18 protein-coding genes are annotated in these 16,747 nt (G+C 73.6%); 5 read left to right on the top strand and 13 right to left on the bottom strand.

Going from position 1 to position 16,747, the window contains the following annotated elements:
- Positions 1–47 precede the first annotated feature (47 nt).
- The 3 genes from ACN27B_RS09805 to ACN27B_RS09795 all read left to right on the top strand — a co-directional run bounded on the left by ACN27B_RS09805 (position 48) and on the right by ACN27B_RS09795 (position 1,640).
- The gene (locus ACN27B_RS09805; RefSeq protein WP_098744237.1) at positions 48–467 is read left to right on the top strand and encodes a CBS domain-containing protein; all 420 of its coding nucleotides are present in this window, start codon (positions 48–50) and stop codon (positions 465–467) included.
- 94 nt (positions 468–561) lie between these two features.
- Positions 562–987, top strand: coding sequence for a SufE family protein (locus ACN27B_RS09800; RefSeq protein WP_099163175.1), 426 nt, complete (start codon positions 562–564; stop codon positions 985–987).
- A 20-nt stretch (positions 988–1,007) separates the two neighbouring features.
- Positions 1,008–1,640, top strand: a complete 633-nt coding sequence (locus tag ACN27B_RS09795; RefSeq protein ID WP_422744560.1) for a DsbA family oxidoreductase — start codon at positions 1,008–1,010, stop codon at positions 1,638–1,640.
- Between the two features lie 36 nt (positions 1,641–1,676).
- Here ACN27B_RS09795 and ACN27B_RS09790 read toward each other — a convergent pair whose 3' ends face one another.
- The 5 genes from ACN27B_RS09790 to ACN27B_RS09770 form a co-directional block, all read right to left on the bottom strand.
- A complete protein-coding gene (locus tag ACN27B_RS09790; protein WP_091567552.1) occupies positions 1,677–2,225 on the bottom strand; it encodes a YbaK/EbsC family protein in 549 nt (182 codons plus the stop codon).
- Positions 2,226–2,335: 110 nt separating this feature from the next.
- Complete coding sequence (locus ACN27B_RS09785; protein WP_091567555.1) at positions 2,336–2,533, bottom strand: hypothetical protein; 198 nt, start codon at positions 2,531–2,533, stop codon at positions 2,336–2,338.
- A 36-nt stretch (positions 2,534–2,569) separates the two neighbouring features.
- Positions 2,570–3,349 (bottom strand): SDR family oxidoreductase, encoded by a 780-nt coding sequence (locus tag ACN27B_RS09780; protein WP_099164854.1) that lies wholly within the window; start codon positions 3,347–3,349, stop codon positions 2,570–2,572.
- An 802-nt stretch (positions 3,350–4,151) separates the two neighbouring features.
- Positions 4,152–5,528: an MFS transporter gene (locus ACN27B_RS09775; protein WP_091567561.1), complete on the bottom strand. Its 1,377-nt coding sequence runs from the start codon at positions 5,526–5,528 to the stop codon at positions 4,152–4,154.
- Positions 5,529–5,583: 55 nt separating this feature from the next.
- Positions 5,584–5,844, bottom strand: a complete 261-nt coding sequence (locus ACN27B_RS09770; RefSeq protein ID WP_091567565.1) for a hypothetical protein — start codon at positions 5,842–5,844, stop codon at positions 5,584–5,586.
- Between the two features lie 208 nt (positions 5,845–6,052).
- On the opposite strand from ACN27B_RS09770, the gene ACN27B_RS09765 reads away from it, so the two are divergent.
- The gene (locus ACN27B_RS09765; RefSeq protein WP_422745889.1) at positions 6,053–10,468 is read left to right on the top strand and encodes an HAD-IC family P-type ATPase; all 4,416 of its coding nucleotides are present in this window, start codon (positions 6,053–6,055) and stop codon (positions 10,466–10,468) included.
- A gap of 3 nt (positions 10,469–10,471) precedes the next feature.
- Here the strand turns inward: ACN27B_RS09765 and ACN27B_RS09760 are convergent, their stop codons facing one another.
- A complete protein-coding gene (locus tag ACN27B_RS09760) occupies positions 10,472–11,419 on the bottom strand; it encodes an L-threonylcarbamoyladenylate synthase (protein ID WP_396825026.1) in 948 nt (315 codons plus the stop codon).
- A gap of 75 nt (positions 11,420–11,494) precedes the next feature.
- The gene (locus ACN27B_RS09755; RefSeq protein WP_099163178.1) at positions 11,495–12,076 is read right to left on the bottom strand and encodes a winged helix-turn-helix domain-containing protein; all 582 of its coding nucleotides are present in this window, start codon (positions 12,074–12,076) and stop codon (positions 11,495–11,497) included.
- Between the two features lie 64 nt (positions 12,077–12,140).
- Here ACN27B_RS09755 and ACN27B_RS09750 point away from each other — a divergent pair, with 64 nt between their 5' ends.
- Entirely contained in the window at positions 12,141–12,731 is a 591-nt protein-coding gene (locus ACN27B_RS09750) for a dienelactone hydrolase family protein (protein WP_422744556.1), read from the top strand.
- 4 nt (positions 12,732–12,735) lie between these two features.
- On the opposite strand, the gene ACN27B_RS09745 is transcribed toward ACN27B_RS09750, so the two are convergent.
- The 6 genes from ACN27B_RS09745 to ACN27B_RS09720 all read right to left on the bottom strand — a co-directional run bounded on the left by ACN27B_RS09745 (position 12,736) and on the right by ACN27B_RS09720 (position 16,660).
- On the bottom strand, positions 12,736–13,404 hold the full coding sequence (locus ACN27B_RS09745) for a PH domain-containing protein (RefSeq protein WP_422744554.1): 669 nt from the start codon (positions 13,402–13,404) through the stop codon (positions 12,736–12,738).
- Positions 13,405–13,433: 29 nt separating this feature from the next.
- Entirely contained in the window at positions 13,434–13,820 is a 387-nt protein-coding gene (locus tag ACN27B_RS09740) for a VOC family protein (protein WP_098744247.1), read from the bottom strand.
- Positions 13,817–14,155: an ArsR/SmtB family transcription factor gene (locus tag ACN27B_RS09735; protein WP_281589067.1), complete on the bottom strand. Its 339-nt coding sequence runs from the start codon at positions 14,153–14,155 to the stop codon at positions 13,817–13,819. The genes ACN27B_RS09740 and ACN27B_RS09735 overlap by 4 nt, the downstream gene beginning before the upstream one ends.
- A 329-nt stretch (positions 14,156–14,484) precedes the next feature.
- On the bottom strand, positions 14,485–15,138 hold the full coding sequence (locus ACN27B_RS09730; RefSeq protein WP_422744551.1) for a Type 1 glutamine amidotransferase-like domain-containing protein: 654 nt from the start codon (positions 15,136–15,138) through the stop codon (positions 14,485–14,487).
- An 869-nt stretch (positions 15,139–16,007) separates the two neighbouring features.
- Positions 16,008–16,424, bottom strand: a complete 417-nt coding sequence (locus ACN27B_RS09725) for a type II toxin-antitoxin system VapC family toxin (protein ID WP_422744549.1) — start codon at positions 16,422–16,424, stop codon at positions 16,008–16,010.
- On the bottom strand, positions 16,406–16,660 hold the full coding sequence (locus ACN27B_RS09720) for a FitA-like ribbon-helix-helix domain-containing protein (protein WP_018788540.1): 255 nt from the start codon (positions 16,658–16,660) through the stop codon (positions 16,406–16,408). The genes ACN27B_RS09725 and ACN27B_RS09720 overlap by 19 nt, the downstream gene beginning before the upstream one ends.
- Between the last annotated feature and the right edge of the window lie 87 nt (positions 16,661–16,747).

The following is a 16,747-nucleotide window of genomic DNA, read 5'->3' as shown; positions in this document are numbered from 1 at the left end:
ACCGGGTACCGCAGAAGGATCGACCGAGGCGTTTTTCGGAGGCTCTCATGTACCGCGTCAGTGATGTGATGACCAGACAGGTGGTCTACCTGCCGGCGGAAACCCCGCTGGACGAGGCGGCCCGGGTGATGAAGGAGTCGGACATCGGCGACGTGGTGGTGACCGACGGCGCCACCCTCGCGGGCATGCTGACCGACCGGGACATCGTGGTGCGGGCGGTGGCCGAGCGTGCCGACCCGGGCACCACCACGATCGGGTCGATCATCACCCGTGAGGTCGTCATGATCGAGCAGCACTGCACGGCGAACGAGGCGGCGGCGCTGATGCGCGAGCGCAACATCCGGCGGGTGCTGGTCTGTGACAGCGACCGGAAGCTGGTCGGCATCGTCTCCCTCGGCGACCTGGCCATGCAGCTCGACCCCCGGTCGGCACTCAGCGACATCAGCGAAGCAGCCCCGAACCTGTGAAAGGAGGGGCCCCTTCTTAACGCCTCCGGTAGAGGAGGGGCCCCCTCTTAACACCCCACCCGCTCGCGCCCGACGCGGCGGATAGCCTCGACCCATGCCCGAGATGCCGACCAAGCTGGCCGAGATCGTCGACGAGTTCGCCGCCGCACCGCGTGACGTCGTGCTGGAGATGCTGCTGGAGTTCGCCGACGTGATCCCGCCCCTGCCCGAAGGCGTGGACCGGGCCGAGCTGGAGCAGGTCCCCGAGTGCCAGACGTCGTTCTTCCTGCGCGCCGAAGTCAACGCGGACAAGACGGTGAGCACGCTCTTCGACTGCCCTCCGGAGGCGCCCACCACGCGCGCCTTCGCCGGCATCCTCGCCGAAGGGCTGGCCGGGGCGAGCGCCGAGGAGGTGCTGGCCGTCCCGGACGACCTCTACCAGCGGATGGGACTGGCCCAGGCGATCAGCCCGCTCCGGGTACGCGGCGGCACCGCCATCCTGGCCCGGCTCAAGCGCCAGGTGCGGGAACAGATCTCCTGACCGGCGGGTTGTCGCTGGTCATGGAGATCGAGATCTACGCCGACGTCGTCTGCCCGTGGTGCTGGATCGGCAAGCGCCGGCTCGAACAGGCCCTGGAGTCGTACGACGGCGAGGTGACCGTCCGGTACCGGCCGTTCCAGCTCGACCCGACGCCGGTCACCGAGCCGACGCCGCTGCTCGCCGCGCTGGGTGACAAGTTCGGCGGCCGGGACAAGGCCGAGGGCATGGCCGCCCACGTCTCCAAGGTCGCCGCCGGCGCCGGCCTCGATCTGCGGTTCGACCGCGCGATCGCGGCGAACACGTTCGACGCGCACCGGCTGGTCCGCTTCGCCACCGAGCACGGCCGCGCCGCCGAGACGGTCGAGCGGCTCTACCGGGCGCACTTCCTCGACGGCCTGGACGTCGGGTCGGTCGACACGCTGGTCACGCTGGCCGGCGAGGTCGGCCTGGACGAGACCGAGGCCCGGCGCTACCTCGAGTCCAACCTCGGCCGCCGCGAGGTGGCCGCCGACCTGAGCAGCGCACACCAGCTCGGCGTCTCCAGCGTGCCGACCTTCGTGCTCGCCGGGAAGTACGCGGTGACCGGCGCCCAGGAGCCGGAAACGCTGCTCGCCGCGCTGCGTGAGGTGGCGCAGCGCGAAGCGGACGGGTGATGTTTCACGTGGAACAAGATCGATGCGGATGAGGCCCTAGGCCGGCCTGGCCAGGTCCTCCACCACCCTCGCCCCGGGCAGGGCGCCGAGCGCCGGCCCGGGCAGGGCGATCTTGCTGTGCCGTACGCCCGATCCGATGATCACGTGGGGCGTGGCGATCACCCGCGAGTCGACCAGGATCGGCCACTCCTCGGGCAACCCGATCGGCGTGATCCCGCCGTACTCCATGCCGGTCAGCTCCACCGCCTCGGCCATCGGCGCGAAGCTCGCCTTGCGGACGTCGAGCAGCCGACGGACCACGCCGTTGACGTCCGCCCGGGTGGTCGCGAGCACGATGCACGCCGCGTATCGCGTCTCGCCGCCCCGCTTGCCGGCGACCACCACGCAGTTGGCCGACTCCTCCAACCCCACCTCGTACGCCTCGCAGAAGGCCGCCGTGTCGGCCAGCTCGGCGTCGATCGGGGCGACCAGCACCTCGTCCACGTCCACCGGAGCCTCGTCCGGCCACCGCTCCACCGCCGCGGCGACCGGAGCAGCCAGCAGGTCCAGCCGCGCCCGGGCCGGCTCGGTCTTCAACGTCCCCATCACGGTTGCGATCCTCGCACCCGCGCCGGCCATCCGCTCGTCGGCCCGCCTGGTGAGCGGGACCCCGTCCACTCCCGGATCCGATGAGCCCGGGGGCCCGGCCCCGCGCCTCAGTTGGGGTTGGTGAGGAACGCGTTCTCCTGGGCGAAGTCGCGGTTCTCGGTGGCGCCGAGCTGCCGCCGGCGCAGCACCTCGGGTCGGTTCGCCTCGGCGTCCTCGATGCCGTGCCGGACACCGACCCGGATCACGCCGTAGAGGAAGACGAAGCCGAAGACGTAGAGCACGACGGTGGCGACGAAGACCAGCATGCGGTCACGGTAGGTCGGTCCGGAACCGACCAGGTCTCACCTTCCGCCGGTTCCCCCGTACGTGTCGGCGAGATGGTCGGCCCAGGTCCGCACACCGGTCGGGCCGGCGGACGTGGTGAGGCCGCCGGCACGCAGTTCCCGGCCGAGCCGCCCGGGAATCCGCAGCGGAACCAACGGACGACGCGATCCGCGGGCGGCCAACCAGGCCCGGGCCGCCTCGTCGAAGCGGAGCACCTCCGGCCCACCGAAGTCCTCGGTGCGGTGGGACGGTCCGGCGAGCAGCAGCACCGCGAGTCGGTCCGCGACCTCGCCGGGATCGACCGGCTGGGCGAGCACTGCCGGGTCCCCGAGCACCGGGCCGAGCCGGCTCGCGCCGCGCAGCAGGTCCGCCAGGAACCCGGGGAACTGCGTCGCCCGCAGCACGCTCCACGGCACCGGGCCGGCGGCCACCACCTGCTCGGCCGCCAGCTTGTGCCGGTAGTAGCCGAGCGGCACCCGGTCCACGCCGACGATCGAGACGTACACCAGGTGGCGCACCCCGGCGTGCCCGGCGGCCACGGTCAACCTGCGGGTGCCGAGCACGTCGATCTCGTGGGTACGCCGGTTCGGCGACGAGGCCAGGTGCAGCACGGCATCCATCCCGTCGACCGCCTCCGCGAGCCCCGCGCCGGTGCCGAGGTCGGCAGTCACCCACTCGACACCGGCGCCGTCACGCGGCCGGCGGCTCACCGCCCGGACGAGGAAACCCTCGTCCCGCAGCCGCGGTACCGCCACCTGCCCGAGCCGTCCGGTCGCCCCGGTCACCAGCACCCGCATCGCCACTCCTTCTCGCCCTGGTCCACACACGCCCGCGCGCTTTCCGTCCACGCGCCGCCAACCCTGTCCACGCCTCACGCAACGCTGTCTACGCCCCCCGCCCCACGCAGCGCGTTCACGCCCGCGCGCCGCGCAGCTGACCCACGCTCCGCGGAACACGTTCACGCCCGCGCGCCCCGCAGCTGACCCACGCTCCGCGGATCACGTTCACGCCCGCGCTCCACGTGACTGTTGACGCCGCGTGACGGCTGGCCGTCCGCAGCCGATCCACTCCGGCCCGGCGATGGGACGAGGCGGCGTCCCTGATCGTGACAGCCCGACGGGCCACCGCCGCCCGGTCCGGGCAACCGGTGCCTCCCATCCGATCCTGCGCCACCCGACGACCACCCTGGCCCGGATCGGTCCGCACGGCGCCCGCCTCAATCCCCGGACCCTCCCCCGGTTGACCAAGGAGTTTCCGTCAAGCGAGGCCCGGCATCTGACGCAAACTCCTTGATCACCGGAGCGGAGCGTGGTTCCTCGGAGAGGGGATATACCACTGGGTCATGAATATGACGTAGCGGTATAACGCCTACAGGTGGATAGCGTTCGCCGGGGCGTCACGGAGCGTGTCCGCGCCGGACCGGCGGAAAGGGTGGGCCACCTTTCGGGTTCCGGGCAGGCCCGAACCGGGAGTCGGCGGGCACGGCAGGGCCGGAACCCTGGGCACGGCAGGTTCAGAGACCGGAGGCCGCTGGTTCAGAGCCCGGAGACGGCAGGGTCGGAACCGGGCGGGGGGCGGGAAGCCGCACGGGCGGGGCGGTCAGGCGGCCGTGCGGGGAACGACCCGGCCGGCGAGCAGCAGGCCGAGCAGTCCGCAGCCGGCCGCGACGGCCAGCGTGCTCGCGTAGCTCGCCGGGCCGGGCGACGAGCCGGCGGCCAGCACCGCGCCGGTCAGCGCCAGCACGGTGGCCGCGGCCAGCGAGTCCCCCAGTTGCAGCGCCGAACTGTTCCGGCCCTGCTCGGCCGGGGCGGACAACTCCAGGGTGAGCACGGACAGCGAGGGATAGAGCAGGCCCATGCCGAGTCCGGCGACCGACCAGGCGAGCACCGCAGGCGCGACCGGCACGCCCGGCAGCAGGGCCAGCGTGACGCCGGCCGTGCCGACGGCGATGCAGGCCAGGCCGGCCCGGGGCAGGCTCGCCGCCGAGCGGGGTGCGGGGATCCGGCCCTGGATCCACGACCCCACCGACCAGGAGAGCGCGCCGACGGTCAGCACCAGCCCGGCGCCGGTGGGCGAGAACCCGCGCTCGCGGGAGAGCATCAGCGGGATCACGACCTCCGCGCCGGCGAACGCCGCCGAGGCCAATCCGCGCAGCCCGATCACCGTCGGCAGTCCACGCGCCGCCCGCAGGAAGCCCGCCGGCAGCAGGCGCGGCACGGAAACGAGCAGCCCGGCCAGCGCCGCACCGACCAGGCCGGCCGCGAGCACGCCGCGCTGCTGCCCCCCGTGGTGCAGCAGTGCGGCGCTCGCCCCCGCCCCGCAGGCCCAGCCGATCCGCGCCAGCGCGCCGGTCGGCGGCCTGGTCGGCACCCGTGCGGCCAGTGCGCGCAGGCCCGGCTGGACCAGCAGCACCGCCGGCACCGCGATCGCCGGCACCGCGAGGAACACCCAGCGCCAGCCCAGGTGTTCGACGATCAGCCCGGCCACCGCCGGCCCGACCAGCGACGGCACCACCCAGGCCGCCGCGAAGGCCGCGAAGATCCGCCGCCGCAACCCCTCCGGGTACGCCTGCCCGACGATCACGTAGAGCGCCACGGAGAGCAGCCCGGAGCCGAAGCCCTGCACGACCCGCCCGGCGACGAGCGTCCCCATGGTCGTGGCGGCACCCGCCACCGCCAGCCCGGCGACGAACCAGGCCACCCCGTGCCACATCGCCGGGCGTGGCCCGCGCGCGTCGCACCAGATGCCGGAGACGACCATCGCCACCACGCCGGAGGCGAACGGACCGCCGAACGCCAGCGCGTACAGGCCGAGCCCGTCCAGGCTGCGCGCCACCGTCGGCATGGCGGTGCCCACCGCGAGGGCCTCGAACGCGAGCAGCGACACCAGGGCGACGATGCCCACGGTCATGGCCCGCAGGCGCGGCGACCACAGATCGAGCGGGTCGCTTGCCGGTGCGGCGGTGGCGGTCGTCATGGGCACCAGCCTGGGACCTCAACCCCGGTTGAGGTCAACTGTGTGCCCGGTCTCGTCAGGCGGTCTCCAGCGCCTCGCCCACGCCCTTCACCAGCCCGGAGAAGTGCTGGTCGGCCAGCACGTGGCCGGCCGTGATCACCAACGCGAGCGGCCACTCGATGACCTGCAACGCGGCCAGCACACCGATGCCCGCGTAGTAGGCCAGCTTGTCCGGCGGAGGCACGGCCACCTCGCCCAGCAGCGGAACCTCCACCCGGCGGCAGTAGGCCCTGACCATCTCCCGCGATCCGCTCAGGTGTCGTGTCAGCGTGCTCATCCCTGCCTCCCCGGTTGCGACGGCATCGACCCGACCGGCATTCCACCGCCCCCGGCGTCCATGCCCCGGGCAGCAGGGAAACTTCCCCCACCCGAGGGGCATAACGGACGCCGCGCCGGGAAGTCGGGCCGCCGGGACGAGACCGGGAGGCGACATGGCGTACGGGATCGCCGGTCTCCTGCTGTCGCCGGCCGCCGTACCGGACGCCATGGCGCGGGTCGCGCGTACCGTCGGGTCGGCCCTGCCCGGCCCACCCGTGCCGCCGGCCGTCGCGCAGGCGGCCGGAAGCATGGGTACGGCGGCCAGCCGGTTGGCCCGCCTGGCCGGGCTGACCCGACGCCGCGTCTGGTCACGGGACGGCCGGCACCACATCGAGGTGCACGGCGTCTGTCAGGACGGCGGAGACCGGTTGGCCCGGCAGGTCGAGGCGGCGCTGGAGGCGGTGCCGGGGGTGACCTGGGCGCGGGTGAACGCGCCCTCCGGCCGGGTGGTGGTGGCGACCGGCGGACCGGCGCCGAAGCTGCGCGACCTGATCGCGACCGTGGCGCGCGCCGAGCGGGCGTGCCCCTACGAGCCGGACCCGGAGATCCCGCCGCCGCACCCGCCCGAGGAGGGGCCGCGAACCCCTCGTACGCTCGGCGCGCTGGCTTCCGACGCGCTCGGCCTGACCATCTCCGCGGCCACCCGGATCCTGCCGTTCACTCCGGTCCCCGGCGAGGTGGCGGGCCTGCTCACCGCTGTCGACCTGCACCCGAAGCTGCACGCGTTGGCCGGCCGGGGCCTGCGGGCCGACCCCCGCGCCGAGGTGCTCTTCCCGCTCGCCGAGGCGGTGGTGCAGGGCCTCACCGGCGGTTGGGCCGGCATCGTGCTCGACGGCGCGCAGCGGGTGGTGCAGTGGGGCGAGGCGCGGGCCCAGCTCGCCGCGTGGAGCCGGGCCGAACCGGCGCTGACCGGCGACCCGGAGCGGGCTGTCGCCCGGGTGCCGGACGGGGAACGGCCCTGCCCGGTCCCGGACGGCCAGGCCGAGCGTTACATCAAGCGGATGCTGGCGGCCGGCGCGGTGGCCGGGGCCGCCGCCATCCCGGTGGCCGGCGGCAAACGGGCCGCCGCGCTGGCGCTCTCCTCGTTGCCGAAGGCCCCGGGCAGCGGCCGTGAGGGGTACGCGGCCCAGCTCGGCCGGATGCTCGCCCGCCGGGGCGTGATCGCGATGGACCGCAGCGTGCTGCGGGAGCTGGACCGGATCGACACCGTCGTGCTGGACGCGGCCGTCCTCGGCTCCGACCGTGGGGTGCTGGCCGACCTGGCGCCGCTGGCCGGCGCCGACACCGGGCAGGTCGCCGCCCGGGCGTTCGCGCTGTTCGACCCGGCCGAACCGGACGCCGTACGGGACGTCGACGACTGGCGGATCGGGCCGCTGGACCGGATCGACGCGGAGGACCCCGGGGACACCCCGGACAGTGGGTGGCTGCGCGCCGACGGGGGACGGCTGCTCGGGCTGGCCCGGGGCGGCCGGCTCGCCGCTGTGCTCCGGGTCGAGCCGGAACCCGCACCCGGGGTGGACGCGCTGGCGTCCGCCGCCCGCCAGGCCGGCCTACGCCTCGTGGTCGCCGGCGCCGAGGACGGCCGGTACGACTTCGCCGACCGCCGCGTACCGGGTGGGTCACGGCTGGCCGAAGCGGTCCGTGACCTGCAACGGGAGGGTGCCGTGGTGATGGTGGTCTCGGGCGAGCGGTCGGCTCTCGCGGCCGCCGACTGCGGGCTCGGCGTCGCCGCGCCGGACGACCTGCCCCCGTGGGGCGCGCACCTGCTCGTCGGCGACGACCTGCGCATCCCCGCCCTGCTGATCGACGCGGCCGGGGTCGCTCGCCGGATGACCGGGCAGAACCTCAGGATCGCCATGGCCGGCAGCGGACTCGGCGCGCTCGGCGCGTTCACCGCAGCCCCCCGGCAGCTGCCCGGTCGGACGATGGCGGCGGTGAACGGGGCCGCCGCGGCCGCCTTCGCGCACGGGGTCTTCCGGGCGCACCGCCTGCCGGACCGGACCGGCGCGCCGGTGCCCGTGCTCACCGCGTGGCACCTGATGCCGGTGGAGACGGTCCTCGACCAGCTCGGCACCCACCCGACCGGGCTGACCGACGAGGAGGCGACCCGCCGCCGCGGCCCGGCGGGCGGGGCCGGGAACGGACCGGCCGGCCTGCTCCGCGCGTTCGTCGACGAACTGTCCAACCCGCTCACCCCGGTGCTGGCCGCCGGGGCGGTGCTCTCCGCCGCGTTCGGCTCGCTCGTCGACGCGGCACTGGTCGGCGGCCTGGTGGGCGGCTCCGCGCTGGTCGGCGCCGTGCACCAGCGGAACACCGAACGGTCGCTGGCCGAGCTACTGTCCCGCTCCGCGGTCACCGCCCGGGTGCTGCGGGACGGCGTGGAACGGGTGGTGCCCGCCGAGGAGCTGGTGCCCGGCGACGTGGTCAGCGTCAGCTCCGGGGATGCCGTACCGGCCGACTGCCGGGTGCTGACCAGCGACGGGTTGGAGTCCGACGAGTCGTCACTGACCGGCGAGTCCCTGCCGGTGGCGAAGAGCCCGGAGCCGGTGGTCGCCGCCGCGATCGCGGAGCGGCACTCGATGCTCTTCGAGGGCACCACGGTCGCCGCCGGGCACGGCACCGCCGTGGTGGTGGCCACCGGCGCGGAGACCGAGGCCGGGCGGAGCATGGCGATGGCCCGGGAGGCCCCGCCGACCAGTGGGGTGGAGGCGCGGCTCGGCAGGTTGACCAGCAGCGCCGTGCCGCTGGCTGCCGGCTCGGCGATCGCGGTGGCCGGGGCGGGGCTGCTCCGGGGCGTACCCCTGGCCGAGACGGCGGCGACCGCCGCGAACCTGGCCGTGGCGTCGGTGCCGGAGGGGCTGCCGTTCCTGGTCAGCGCCGCGCAGCTGGCGGCGGCGCGACGGCTGGCCGAGCACGGTGCCCTGGTACGCAACCCGCGCACCATCGAGGCGCTGGGCCGGGTGGACGTGCTCTGCTTCGACAAGACCGGCACCCTCACCGAGGGGAAGTTGCTGCTGGCCGGCGTGGGCACCGGCGACGACCGGTACGGCCCGGCGGACCGGCTCGACGAGCCGCTGCGGGCGACGCTGGCGGCCGCGCTGCGTGCCACCCCCTTCGCCGCCGACCCGGACGAGTTGCCGCAGCAGACCGACCGGGCGGTACGCCGGGGCGCGAACGCGGCCGGGGTGGCCGAGCAGACCGGCGCGGCGGGCTGGACCGCGACGGGCGGGCTGCCGTTCGAGCCGTCGCGGGGCTACAGCGCCACGGTCGGGCGGACCGCCGACGGCCTGCTGCTGAGTGTGAAGGGCGCGCCCGAGTCGGTGCTGCCGCGCTGCGCGTCCCGGCGTACCGCCGGGGGCGACCGCCCGTTGGACGCGGCCGGCCGGGACGAGGTGCAGGCCATGCTGGCCGCCCGGGCCGGCGCCGGGCACCGCATCCTCGCCGTCGCGGAGTGTCCCGTGTCCACCGACTCGGTCAGCGACGAGCAGGTCGACGGGCTGGTGTTCGTGGGCTTCCTGACGCTCGCCGACGGGGTGCGGGAGAGCGCCCGGCCGTCGGTGGAACGGATCCGCGCGGCCGGCGTGCACACCGTCATGATCACCGGTGACCATCCGGCGACCGCCGAGGCGATCGCGGCCACCATCAGCCCGGACCACGGGCAGCAGCGGGTGGTGACCGCCACCGACCTGGACCGGCTCGACGACGCCGCGCTGGCGGAGCGGCTGATGGCCACCGACGTGGTGGCCCGGTGCACGCCCGCGCACAAGGTCCGCATCATCCAGGCGTTGCAGCGCCGGGGCCGGACGGTGGCGATGACCGGCGACGGCGCCAACGACGCCCCGGCGATCCGCCTCGCCGACGTGGGGATCGCCCTCGGTCAGCGGGGCACCCCGGCCGCCCGGGCGGCCGCCGACCTGGTGGTGACCGACGACCGGCTGGAGACGATCATCGCCACGCTGGTCGAGGGACGGGCGATGTGGTCTTCGGTCCGCCACGCGCTCAGCATCCTGGTCGGCGGCAACCTCGGCGAGATCGCGTTCAGTGTGCTGACCGCCGCGTCGACCGGCCGGTCCGCCCTGACCGGACGCCAACTGCTGCTGGTCAACCTGCTCACCGACCTCGCGCCGGCGCTCGCCATCGCGGTCCGGCCGCCGGCCGACGACCGCGCCGACCATCTGCTGCGCGAGGGACCGGACTCCTCGCTCGGCGCCACCATGACCCGGGAGATCGGGCTCCGGGCGGCGGCGACCACGCTGGGCGCGACGGCGGGCTGGACGATCGCCCGGTGGACCGGCACCCGACGCCGGGCCGGCACCGTCGCGCTCGCCTCGCTGATCGGCACCCAGCTCGGCCAGACCGTGCTGGCCGGCGGCACCAGCCCGACCGTGCTGGCGGCCACCGCCGCGTCCGTCGGGGTGCTGGTCGTGGTGGTGCAGACGCCGGGGGTCAGCCAGTTCTTCGGGTGTACGCCGCTGGGCCCGGTGGGCTGGACCATCGCCACCGGCTCGGCGTTGGGCGCGACGTTCGCCAACGGCGCGCTGACCCGGCTGGTGGACCGCCTGCCGCAGCCCGGCTCGTCCTGACCCTCAGTGCCAGGTGGCGGCGGCCCGGCGCAACCGGTCGTTGACGGCCCGCCCGACCCCTTCGTCGGGCACCGGCTCGGCCACGATCTCGGTCACCCCGGCCGCGTCGAGCCGGTGCAGCGCGTCGAAGAGACGCGCCGCCGCCGCGGTGAGGTCACCGTCCGGTGACAGCACCTCCACCGCCGCCCAGTCACCCTCCGCCGGTGGCTCCCGGAACGCCAGGAACCCGCGCCGGCCGCCGTCGGGCTCGCCCGCCGCGCCCAACCGCAACGGGGTACGCGGGGCGTAGTGCGCGGCCAGCGTCCCGGGCGCGACGGGCTGGCCGGAACTGCCGAGGCGGACGTCGACCGGCCCGACCGCCTCGACCAGCGCCTCGACCGGCAGCGCGCCCAGCCGCAGCACCACCGGCCGGTCGCCGCGCGCGTCCACGATGGTCGACTCGATCCCGCACCGAGTGGGTCCGCCGTCGAGCACCACGTCCACGGCGCCGCCCAGCCCGGCCACGACGTGCTCGGCCCGGGTGGGGCTGAGCTGGCCGAACCGGTTGGCGCTCGGGGCGGCCACCGGCACGCCGGCGGCGGCGATCAGCGCCCGGGCGGCCGGTTCGTCGGGCACCCGCACGGCCATGGTCTCCAGGCCGGAGGTGACGATCGGCGGGATCGCCGCCGGCCGGTCCACGATGAGGGTGAGCGGGCCGGGCCAGAACCGGTCCGCCAGCGCGGCCACGGCCGCCGGCACCGCACCGACCAGGGCGGTCAGGTCGGCGGCGTCGGCCAGGTGGCTGATCAGCGGGTCGAAGCTGGGCCGGGCCTTCGCTTCGAAGATCCGCGCGGCGGCGCGGGCGTCCAGCGCGTTCGCGCCCAGCCCGTAGACGGTCTCGGTGGGGAAGGCGACCAGCCCGCCGGCGCGCAGCACGGCGGCGGCCTCGTCGATGCCACTGTCGGCCGGCAGGACGCGCGGGGTTCCGGTGCTCACGCTCCGACGCTAGCCTGCGCCGGAGGCCGACCCGGCGGGACCCCGGCCGGATCAGTCCCGCTCGTCGGCGGCGTCGGGGAGGCTGGGCGCGTCGGTGGGGTACAGGCCGGCCGCGAAGCCGTACACCTGGTCGCCGGCGCGGGGGATCTGGGCGAATCTGCGGGCCAGCGCCTGCACCTCCGCCCAGAACTCGCGGACGTCCTCGATCGGGATGCGGGCGTGCACCAGCGTGCAGCGCAGCTCGTCGGCGGCGTGCGCGGCGGCCGCCTCGGCCGCGGCTTCGGCCAGTCCGTTGATCCGGGCGACGACCTGCTTGTCCTCGGCGCGGTGGAGCGCGCCGACGTAGAACGTGCGGGCGACCCGGCCGTAGAAGCGTTCCTCGATGGCCCGGACCCGGCGGGTGCGCACCACGCGCAGCAGTCCCGCGTCGAGCAGCTGGTTCACGTGGTAGGCCACGCTGCTCTTGGGCCGGTCCACGGCACGGGCCAGCTCGTTCACCGTGGCCGCGCGTTCCAGCAGCAGCTCCAGAAGGGTGCCGCGCAGGGGGTCGGCGAGCGCGCGCAACTGCTCGGGGGCGGTGACCACGAGCAGGTCGTCGAGGTCGTAGTCCGGGATCCGCTGATTGACCGACATTTCTCGACCGTTCTAAGATTCTGGTTCGTTCGATGATTCTGGTCCGACAGTCAGGAGTCTAGGGATGGCCGAGATCCTCCTCTTCCACCACCTGCGGGGGCTCACCGACGGCGTCCGCGCCCTCGCCGACGCGCTCGGTGCCGCCGGGCACACCGTGCACGTCCCCGACCTCTTCGACGGCGAGCGGCCGGCGACCCTGGAGGACGGCTCGGCGCTGGTCAAACGGATCGGCGGCGACGTCCTCGACCAGCGGGCCGACCGGATCGTCGCCGACCTGCGCCCCGACCTGGTCTACGCGGGCATCTCCTGGGGTGCCGCCATCGCCCAGCGGCTCGCCCAGACGCGGCCCGGCGCACGGGCCGCCCTGCTCTACGAGGCCTGCCTGCCGGTGACCGGCGAGTGGGCGATCGGCCCCTGGCCCGACGGCGTGGCCGTGCAGGTGCACGGCATGGAGCAGGACCCGTTCTTCGGCCTCGAGGGTGACGTCGACGCCGCTCGGGAGCTGGTGTCGATCGTCGGCCCCGAGCGCGGCGAGTTGTACGTCTACCCGGGCGACCGGCACCTGTTCACCGACCGCTCCCTCCCGTCGTACGACGCCGACGCGACCGCGCAGGTGGTGGGCCGCAGCCGCGACCTCCTCGCCCGACTCGGTTGACGATTCACCCGGCGTCCCGCAGCCGCGCCACCGCGGCGGCGTACTCGGCGTCGGTGAGCGCACCCCGCTGGTGTTGGCGGGTCAGCACGTGAAGGTCCCGGCGCTGGTCGGCGCTCAGCGTGGGTGAGCCGGCCGGCCCGGTCTCCGCCGTCGGGAACGGCGGACGGACCGGCGGGCCCGCCGGCCGGGCCGCCCGGTGGTGCGCCCGCAGGGTGGCGAGGATCTCGTCGTAGTGCTCCGGCCAGGTCGCCAGCCGGCCCAACTCCGGGTTGAACGAGAACAGCCGGAAGTGGCCGCGCTGCAACGGCGTCTGCACCGGCACGCCGTCGACCCGGTCGATGACGATCGCCAGCCGACCCATGTCCAGCCCGGCCATCGAGCCCGTGCCGCTGCGGATCTCCGCCACCGACGCCCACGGCACCGTCGTCGTGCGGAACATCGCACGGGAGCGCACGCCGACGTCGCTCACGTAGACGCCCAGCATCGCCTGCCGGACCCCGACCACGAGGCCGAGCGCGAGCCAGGCCGCACCGAACACGGCCACCGGCGCCGGGACCACTCCGTACAGGCCGCCGACCACGAGAAACGCCCCGACGCCGGCCGTCAGCAGCACGCCGAGAAGCGCGCCGGCGGTCTCCAGGTCCAGTGAGTACGGTCGCTGCCACCGGGTCATGCCGTCAGGGTGACCGGCCGTGTCCAGTGCTACTTGTACTGCGCGATCTGGATCAGGTTGCCGCAGGTGTCGTCGAACACGGCGGTGGCCACCGGACCCATGTCGACGGGCTCCTGCGTGAACAACACACCGAGCCCGCGCAACCGGTCGTGCTCGGCGGCGACGTCGTCCACCGCGAACTGCGTGAGCGGGATGCCGTCGCCGGCCAGCGCCTCCTTGAACGCCTTGGCGGCCGGGTGCGCGTCGGGCTCCAGCAGCAGCTCGACGCCGTCCGGGGCCTCGGGCGAGACGACCGTCAGCCAGCGGTGCTCCCCGGTCGGCACGTCGGTCTTCTTCACGAAGCCGAGCACGTCGGTGTAGAAGCGCAGCGCCTTCTCCTGGTCGTCGACGTACACGCTCGTCAGGTTGATCCTCATGGCGTCTCCTCGGTGGGTTCGGACCTGAGCCATCGCTCGGTGATGGACCGCAGCGGGCGGGTGTCGAGGTGGTGGAACTTGTAGCGACCCTGCCGCCGCGTGACGATCAGGCCGGCGGTCTCCAGGACGTCGAGGTGCTGCGAGATCGCCTGCCGGGACGAGCCGACCTGGTGCCGCGTCGCCAACCGACCGCAGATCTCGAACAGGGTCTGACCGTCGCGCTCGGTCAGCTCGTCGAGGATCAGGCGGCGGGTGCGATCGGCCAGCGCCTGGAAGAGATCGCCCACGTCCACCACAATAGGCAAGTCACCGCTTGCATACAACGAGGGCGACATGATCGTTCCGGTGGTCGACCTCGCCGCGGTCAGGCCGATCGCCGTCGACGGCGAGAGCTATCGCTGGTCGGTCCGCCGGAAGCCGACGTACGGCCAGGGCCTGGCCTGGTCACCGCTGAGCTTCGCCGTCGAGCGGACGGACCCACCTGGCTGCGCCGCCCTCGTCGTCCGTGTGGCGTCCCCTCGACCGGACAACTGGATGAACGCCGCCGGCTCCACGGTGGTGCCCTCGACGGTCGCCGCCGCCGTACGCCAGGCGCTCGGACGCGGATGGCAGCCGACTCGTCCGGGATCGCCGTTCATGCTGGACCTCGGCGACGAGGAAGCGGCTACGCGGGGAACTGCCTCCAGTGCCCCTCGGAAACGACCTCGACGGTGCCGTCGGCCACCTTGATCGCCGTCTGGTCGTCGATGGCGTACGCCGCCCCCCCGATCTCGGCCGCCCACTTCTCCGCACCAGCCATGGTGTTGTCCGGTTCGAGACCCAGGTGCGGGAAGATCGAGAAGTCGACGACCCCCAGCGTGCGGTCGTCGGGCGCGGACTGCCATGCGACGAAGTCCGCGCCGATCCGGGGGGTCAACACCATGCTCCCCGCACTCAACCCCACCCAGACGGTGTCCCGCAGCGACGGCAGGAGATCGGCCAGCCCGGACTGCCGCATCCAGTGGCACAGGTACGTCGCATCACCGCCGCCCACGAGCATGACATCGGCCTCCCGAACCCAGGAGACCCACCGCTCGTCACCGATGCTGGGCAGTGCTGTCAGCTCGAGGACGCCCAGCGACTTCCAGCCCAGGTCGCACATGGGTAGGGGCGTCTGCCCGGTGATGAAGCGCCAGGCCGAGGCCGGCCCGCCCATGGGATACGTCGCCGTGGGGATGCAGAGGGCACTGGAGTCGGCGATCGGCTTGCCCAGCAGGTCGACCAGCGCATCGCGGATGCTCGGGTTCATGACGCCCGCGGACGTGAGAAGAAGTTTCACGCTTGCCTCCTGTACGTAGCGGCCATGACCCTCTTCGCGAGAGCCGGGGAGACAGGTGCTCCCGGCAGTACAGACCGGACACCCGAGCGAGACTCATCGCCGTCGCGACCCCGCACGCCCGTCGACAGAACAGCACAACGGTTCGTCGCGGCGCCTCGGCCCGTGGCTCCCGGATCATCAGAGCTGGAGTTGTCGATCCAGGCGACCTCGCTTCAGCGCCGCACAAAGATCAGGCAGCCTGCAGAGGCCGCGATGGCGACAGAAGCCGCTGCGGTCAGTGCCACTGCGACCGGATCCGGAATTGACGGAAACAACGCTGACACTCTCAGGACGATGGCGACACCTGCCAGAGTCAAGCAGCCGCCTCTACGCATCGGCTGCGGTGGCGACGTCCGGCGTGCAAGACCTTGAAGTAGCGACGGGATACGCCGCGTGACGATTGTTCCGATCCCCAGTGCTGCGACAGCGATGCCGAACAGCGCTGCGACCCACAGGAAGGCGACCGGAGGCGATGCTGACGAGGTGAGCACGGCGCGATCTTCACACGCCTGAATTCCAGTGGCTACCCGACTGCGCGGCGAAATTGGCGGTGCCCCGCCGGCCGGAGGTGTTGCTGTCAGCGGCTGAGGGGTTCGCGGCATGACCGGCGACAGTACGTCAGCGGGACGAACTGTAGGTGCGTTGCCCCCTCGCCCTGACCAGCGCTGACCGGGACCGGTATGACCGCTTGACTGTACTCGGACTCCAGGTCGAACGGGGAAAGTGCGGGCAGGCCCGAGGAACCACCGTGCGACGATTGTCGGTGAGCCGCTTCCACTCAGGATGGCCGGTCCAAGGGCGTCTGGCCGATGATCCTCCGGCGGCCGCTGTCAGGACGCGGCAAGCAGTCGGATCTCGCAGCGGATACCGCTGGCCTTGGCGAGCCGACCATCACCGGTCACGAGTGGGCAGGCCATCAACTCCGCCGCCGCGACGTAAGCCGCGTCGTACGCCGTGACATTGCCCCGCATCTGCCACATCCGGTCAACCAGCATCGCGACGCCAACCTCGTCGATGACCAACGAAGGCAGGGTGTCGATCGCCTCCTGAGCCCGGGCAAGGCCGAGCTTCCCGCCGAGGACCTTGCCTCTGATCACAGACATGACCTCGACCAGAAGATGACTCGGCGCGGCCCAGTGCGGATCTCCGGTCAGTTCCGCCCGCGCCGCGTCCCCGACCGGGCCATCATCGACCAGAGCGTCGGCCAGAACCGACGCATCCACGACGATCACGCGGCGCTTCCCCACGATCCGCGCTGCTCCCGCTGGTCGTTCAACTCTGCGGCGCTCTCCCCCGGCAGAGAGCGAGCACCGTCGGATCGGCCGGCGAAGCGATCAAGGGCCGCCGTGTTGCGCAGCCGTCGAGCCTGCGTCTCCACCAGTTCCAGCAGGTATGCCTGGAGTGACTGCCCGCGCGCCCTGGCCTGGGCCGCCAGGGCGTCTCGCACTTCTTCCGGCACGTCCCGAATCTGGAGAGCAACCATGCATTCATTATGCATGCATCATCGCTCGCTCGCCAGGAAAGACTCGCACCCTCGATCAACTGGTTCGCATGACGACTGCGGTCCAGC

Source organism: Micromonospora sp. WMMD754 (assembly GCF_049315235.1).
GTDB classification, from domain to species: Bacteria; Actinomycetota; Actinomycetes; order Mycobacteriales; family Micromonosporaceae; genus Micromonospora; species Micromonospora sediminicola.
This window is presented reverse-complemented; position numbering and strand designations above follow the sequence as displayed.

What these genes read in the sequence shown, in the direction of transcription:
- ACN27B_RS09750 (WP_422744556.1), top strand. Translation starts at nt 12,141, where the DNA reads ATGGCCGAGATCCTCCTCTTCCACCACCTGCGGGGGCTCACCGACGGC.
- ACN27B_RS09800 (WP_099163175.1), top strand. Translation starts at nt 562, where the DNA reads ATGCCCGAGATGCCGACCAAGCTGGCCGAGATCGTCGACGAGTTCGCC.
- ACN27B_RS09770 (WP_091567565.1), bottom strand. Translation starts at nt 5,844, where the DNA reads ATGAGCACGCTGACACGACACCTGAGCGGATCGCGGGAGATGGTCAGG.
- ACN27B_RS09735 (WP_281589067.1), bottom strand. Translation starts at nt 14,155, where the DNA reads ATGTCGCCCTCGTTGTATGCAAGCGGTGACTTGCCTATTGTGGTGGAC.
- ACN27B_RS09755 (WP_099163178.1), bottom strand. Translation starts at nt 12,076, where the DNA reads ATGTCGGTCAATCAGCGGATCCCGGACTACGACCTCGACGACCTGCTC.
- ACN27B_RS09795 (WP_422744560.1), top strand. Translation starts at nt 1,008, where the DNA reads ATGGAGATCGAGATCTACGCCGACGTCGTCTGCCCGTGGTGCTGGATC.
- ACN27B_RS09805 (WP_098744237.1), top strand. Translation starts at nt 48, where the DNA reads ATGTACCGCGTCAGTGATGTGATGACCAGACAGGTGGTCTACCTGCCG.
- ACN27B_RS09720 (WP_018788540.1), bottom strand. Translation starts at nt 16,660, where the DNA reads ATGGTTGCTCTCCAGATTCGGGACGTGCCGGAAGAAGTGCGAGACGCC.
- ACN27B_RS09785 (WP_091567555.1), bottom strand. Translation starts at nt 2,533, where the DNA reads ATGCTGGTCTTCGTCGCCACCGTCGTGCTCTACGTCTTCGGCTTCGTC.
- ACN27B_RS09775 (WP_091567561.1), bottom strand. Translation starts at nt 5,528, where the DNA reads ATGACGACCGCCACCGCCGCACCGGCAAGCGACCCGCTCGATCTGTGG.
- ACN27B_RS09790 (WP_091567552.1), bottom strand. Translation starts at nt 2,225, where the DNA reads ATGGGGACGTTGAAGACCGAGCCGGCCCGGGCGCGGCTGGACCTGCTG.
- ACN27B_RS09780 (WP_099164854.1), bottom strand. Translation starts at nt 3,349, where the DNA reads ATGCGGGTGCTGGTGACCGGGGCGACCGGACGGCTCGGGCAGGTGGCG.
- ACN27B_RS09765 (WP_422745889.1), top strand. Translation starts at nt 6,053, where the DNA reads ATGGCGCGGGTCGCGCGTACCGTCGGGTCGGCCCTGCCCGGCCCACCC.
- ACN27B_RS09745 (WP_422744554.1), bottom strand. Translation starts at nt 13,404, where the DNA reads ATGACCCGGTGGCAGCGACCGTACTCACTGGACCTGGAGACCGCCGGC.
- ACN27B_RS09740 (WP_098744247.1), bottom strand. Translation starts at nt 13,820, where the DNA reads ATGAGGATCAACCTGACGAGCGTGTACGTCGACGACCAGGAGAAGGCG.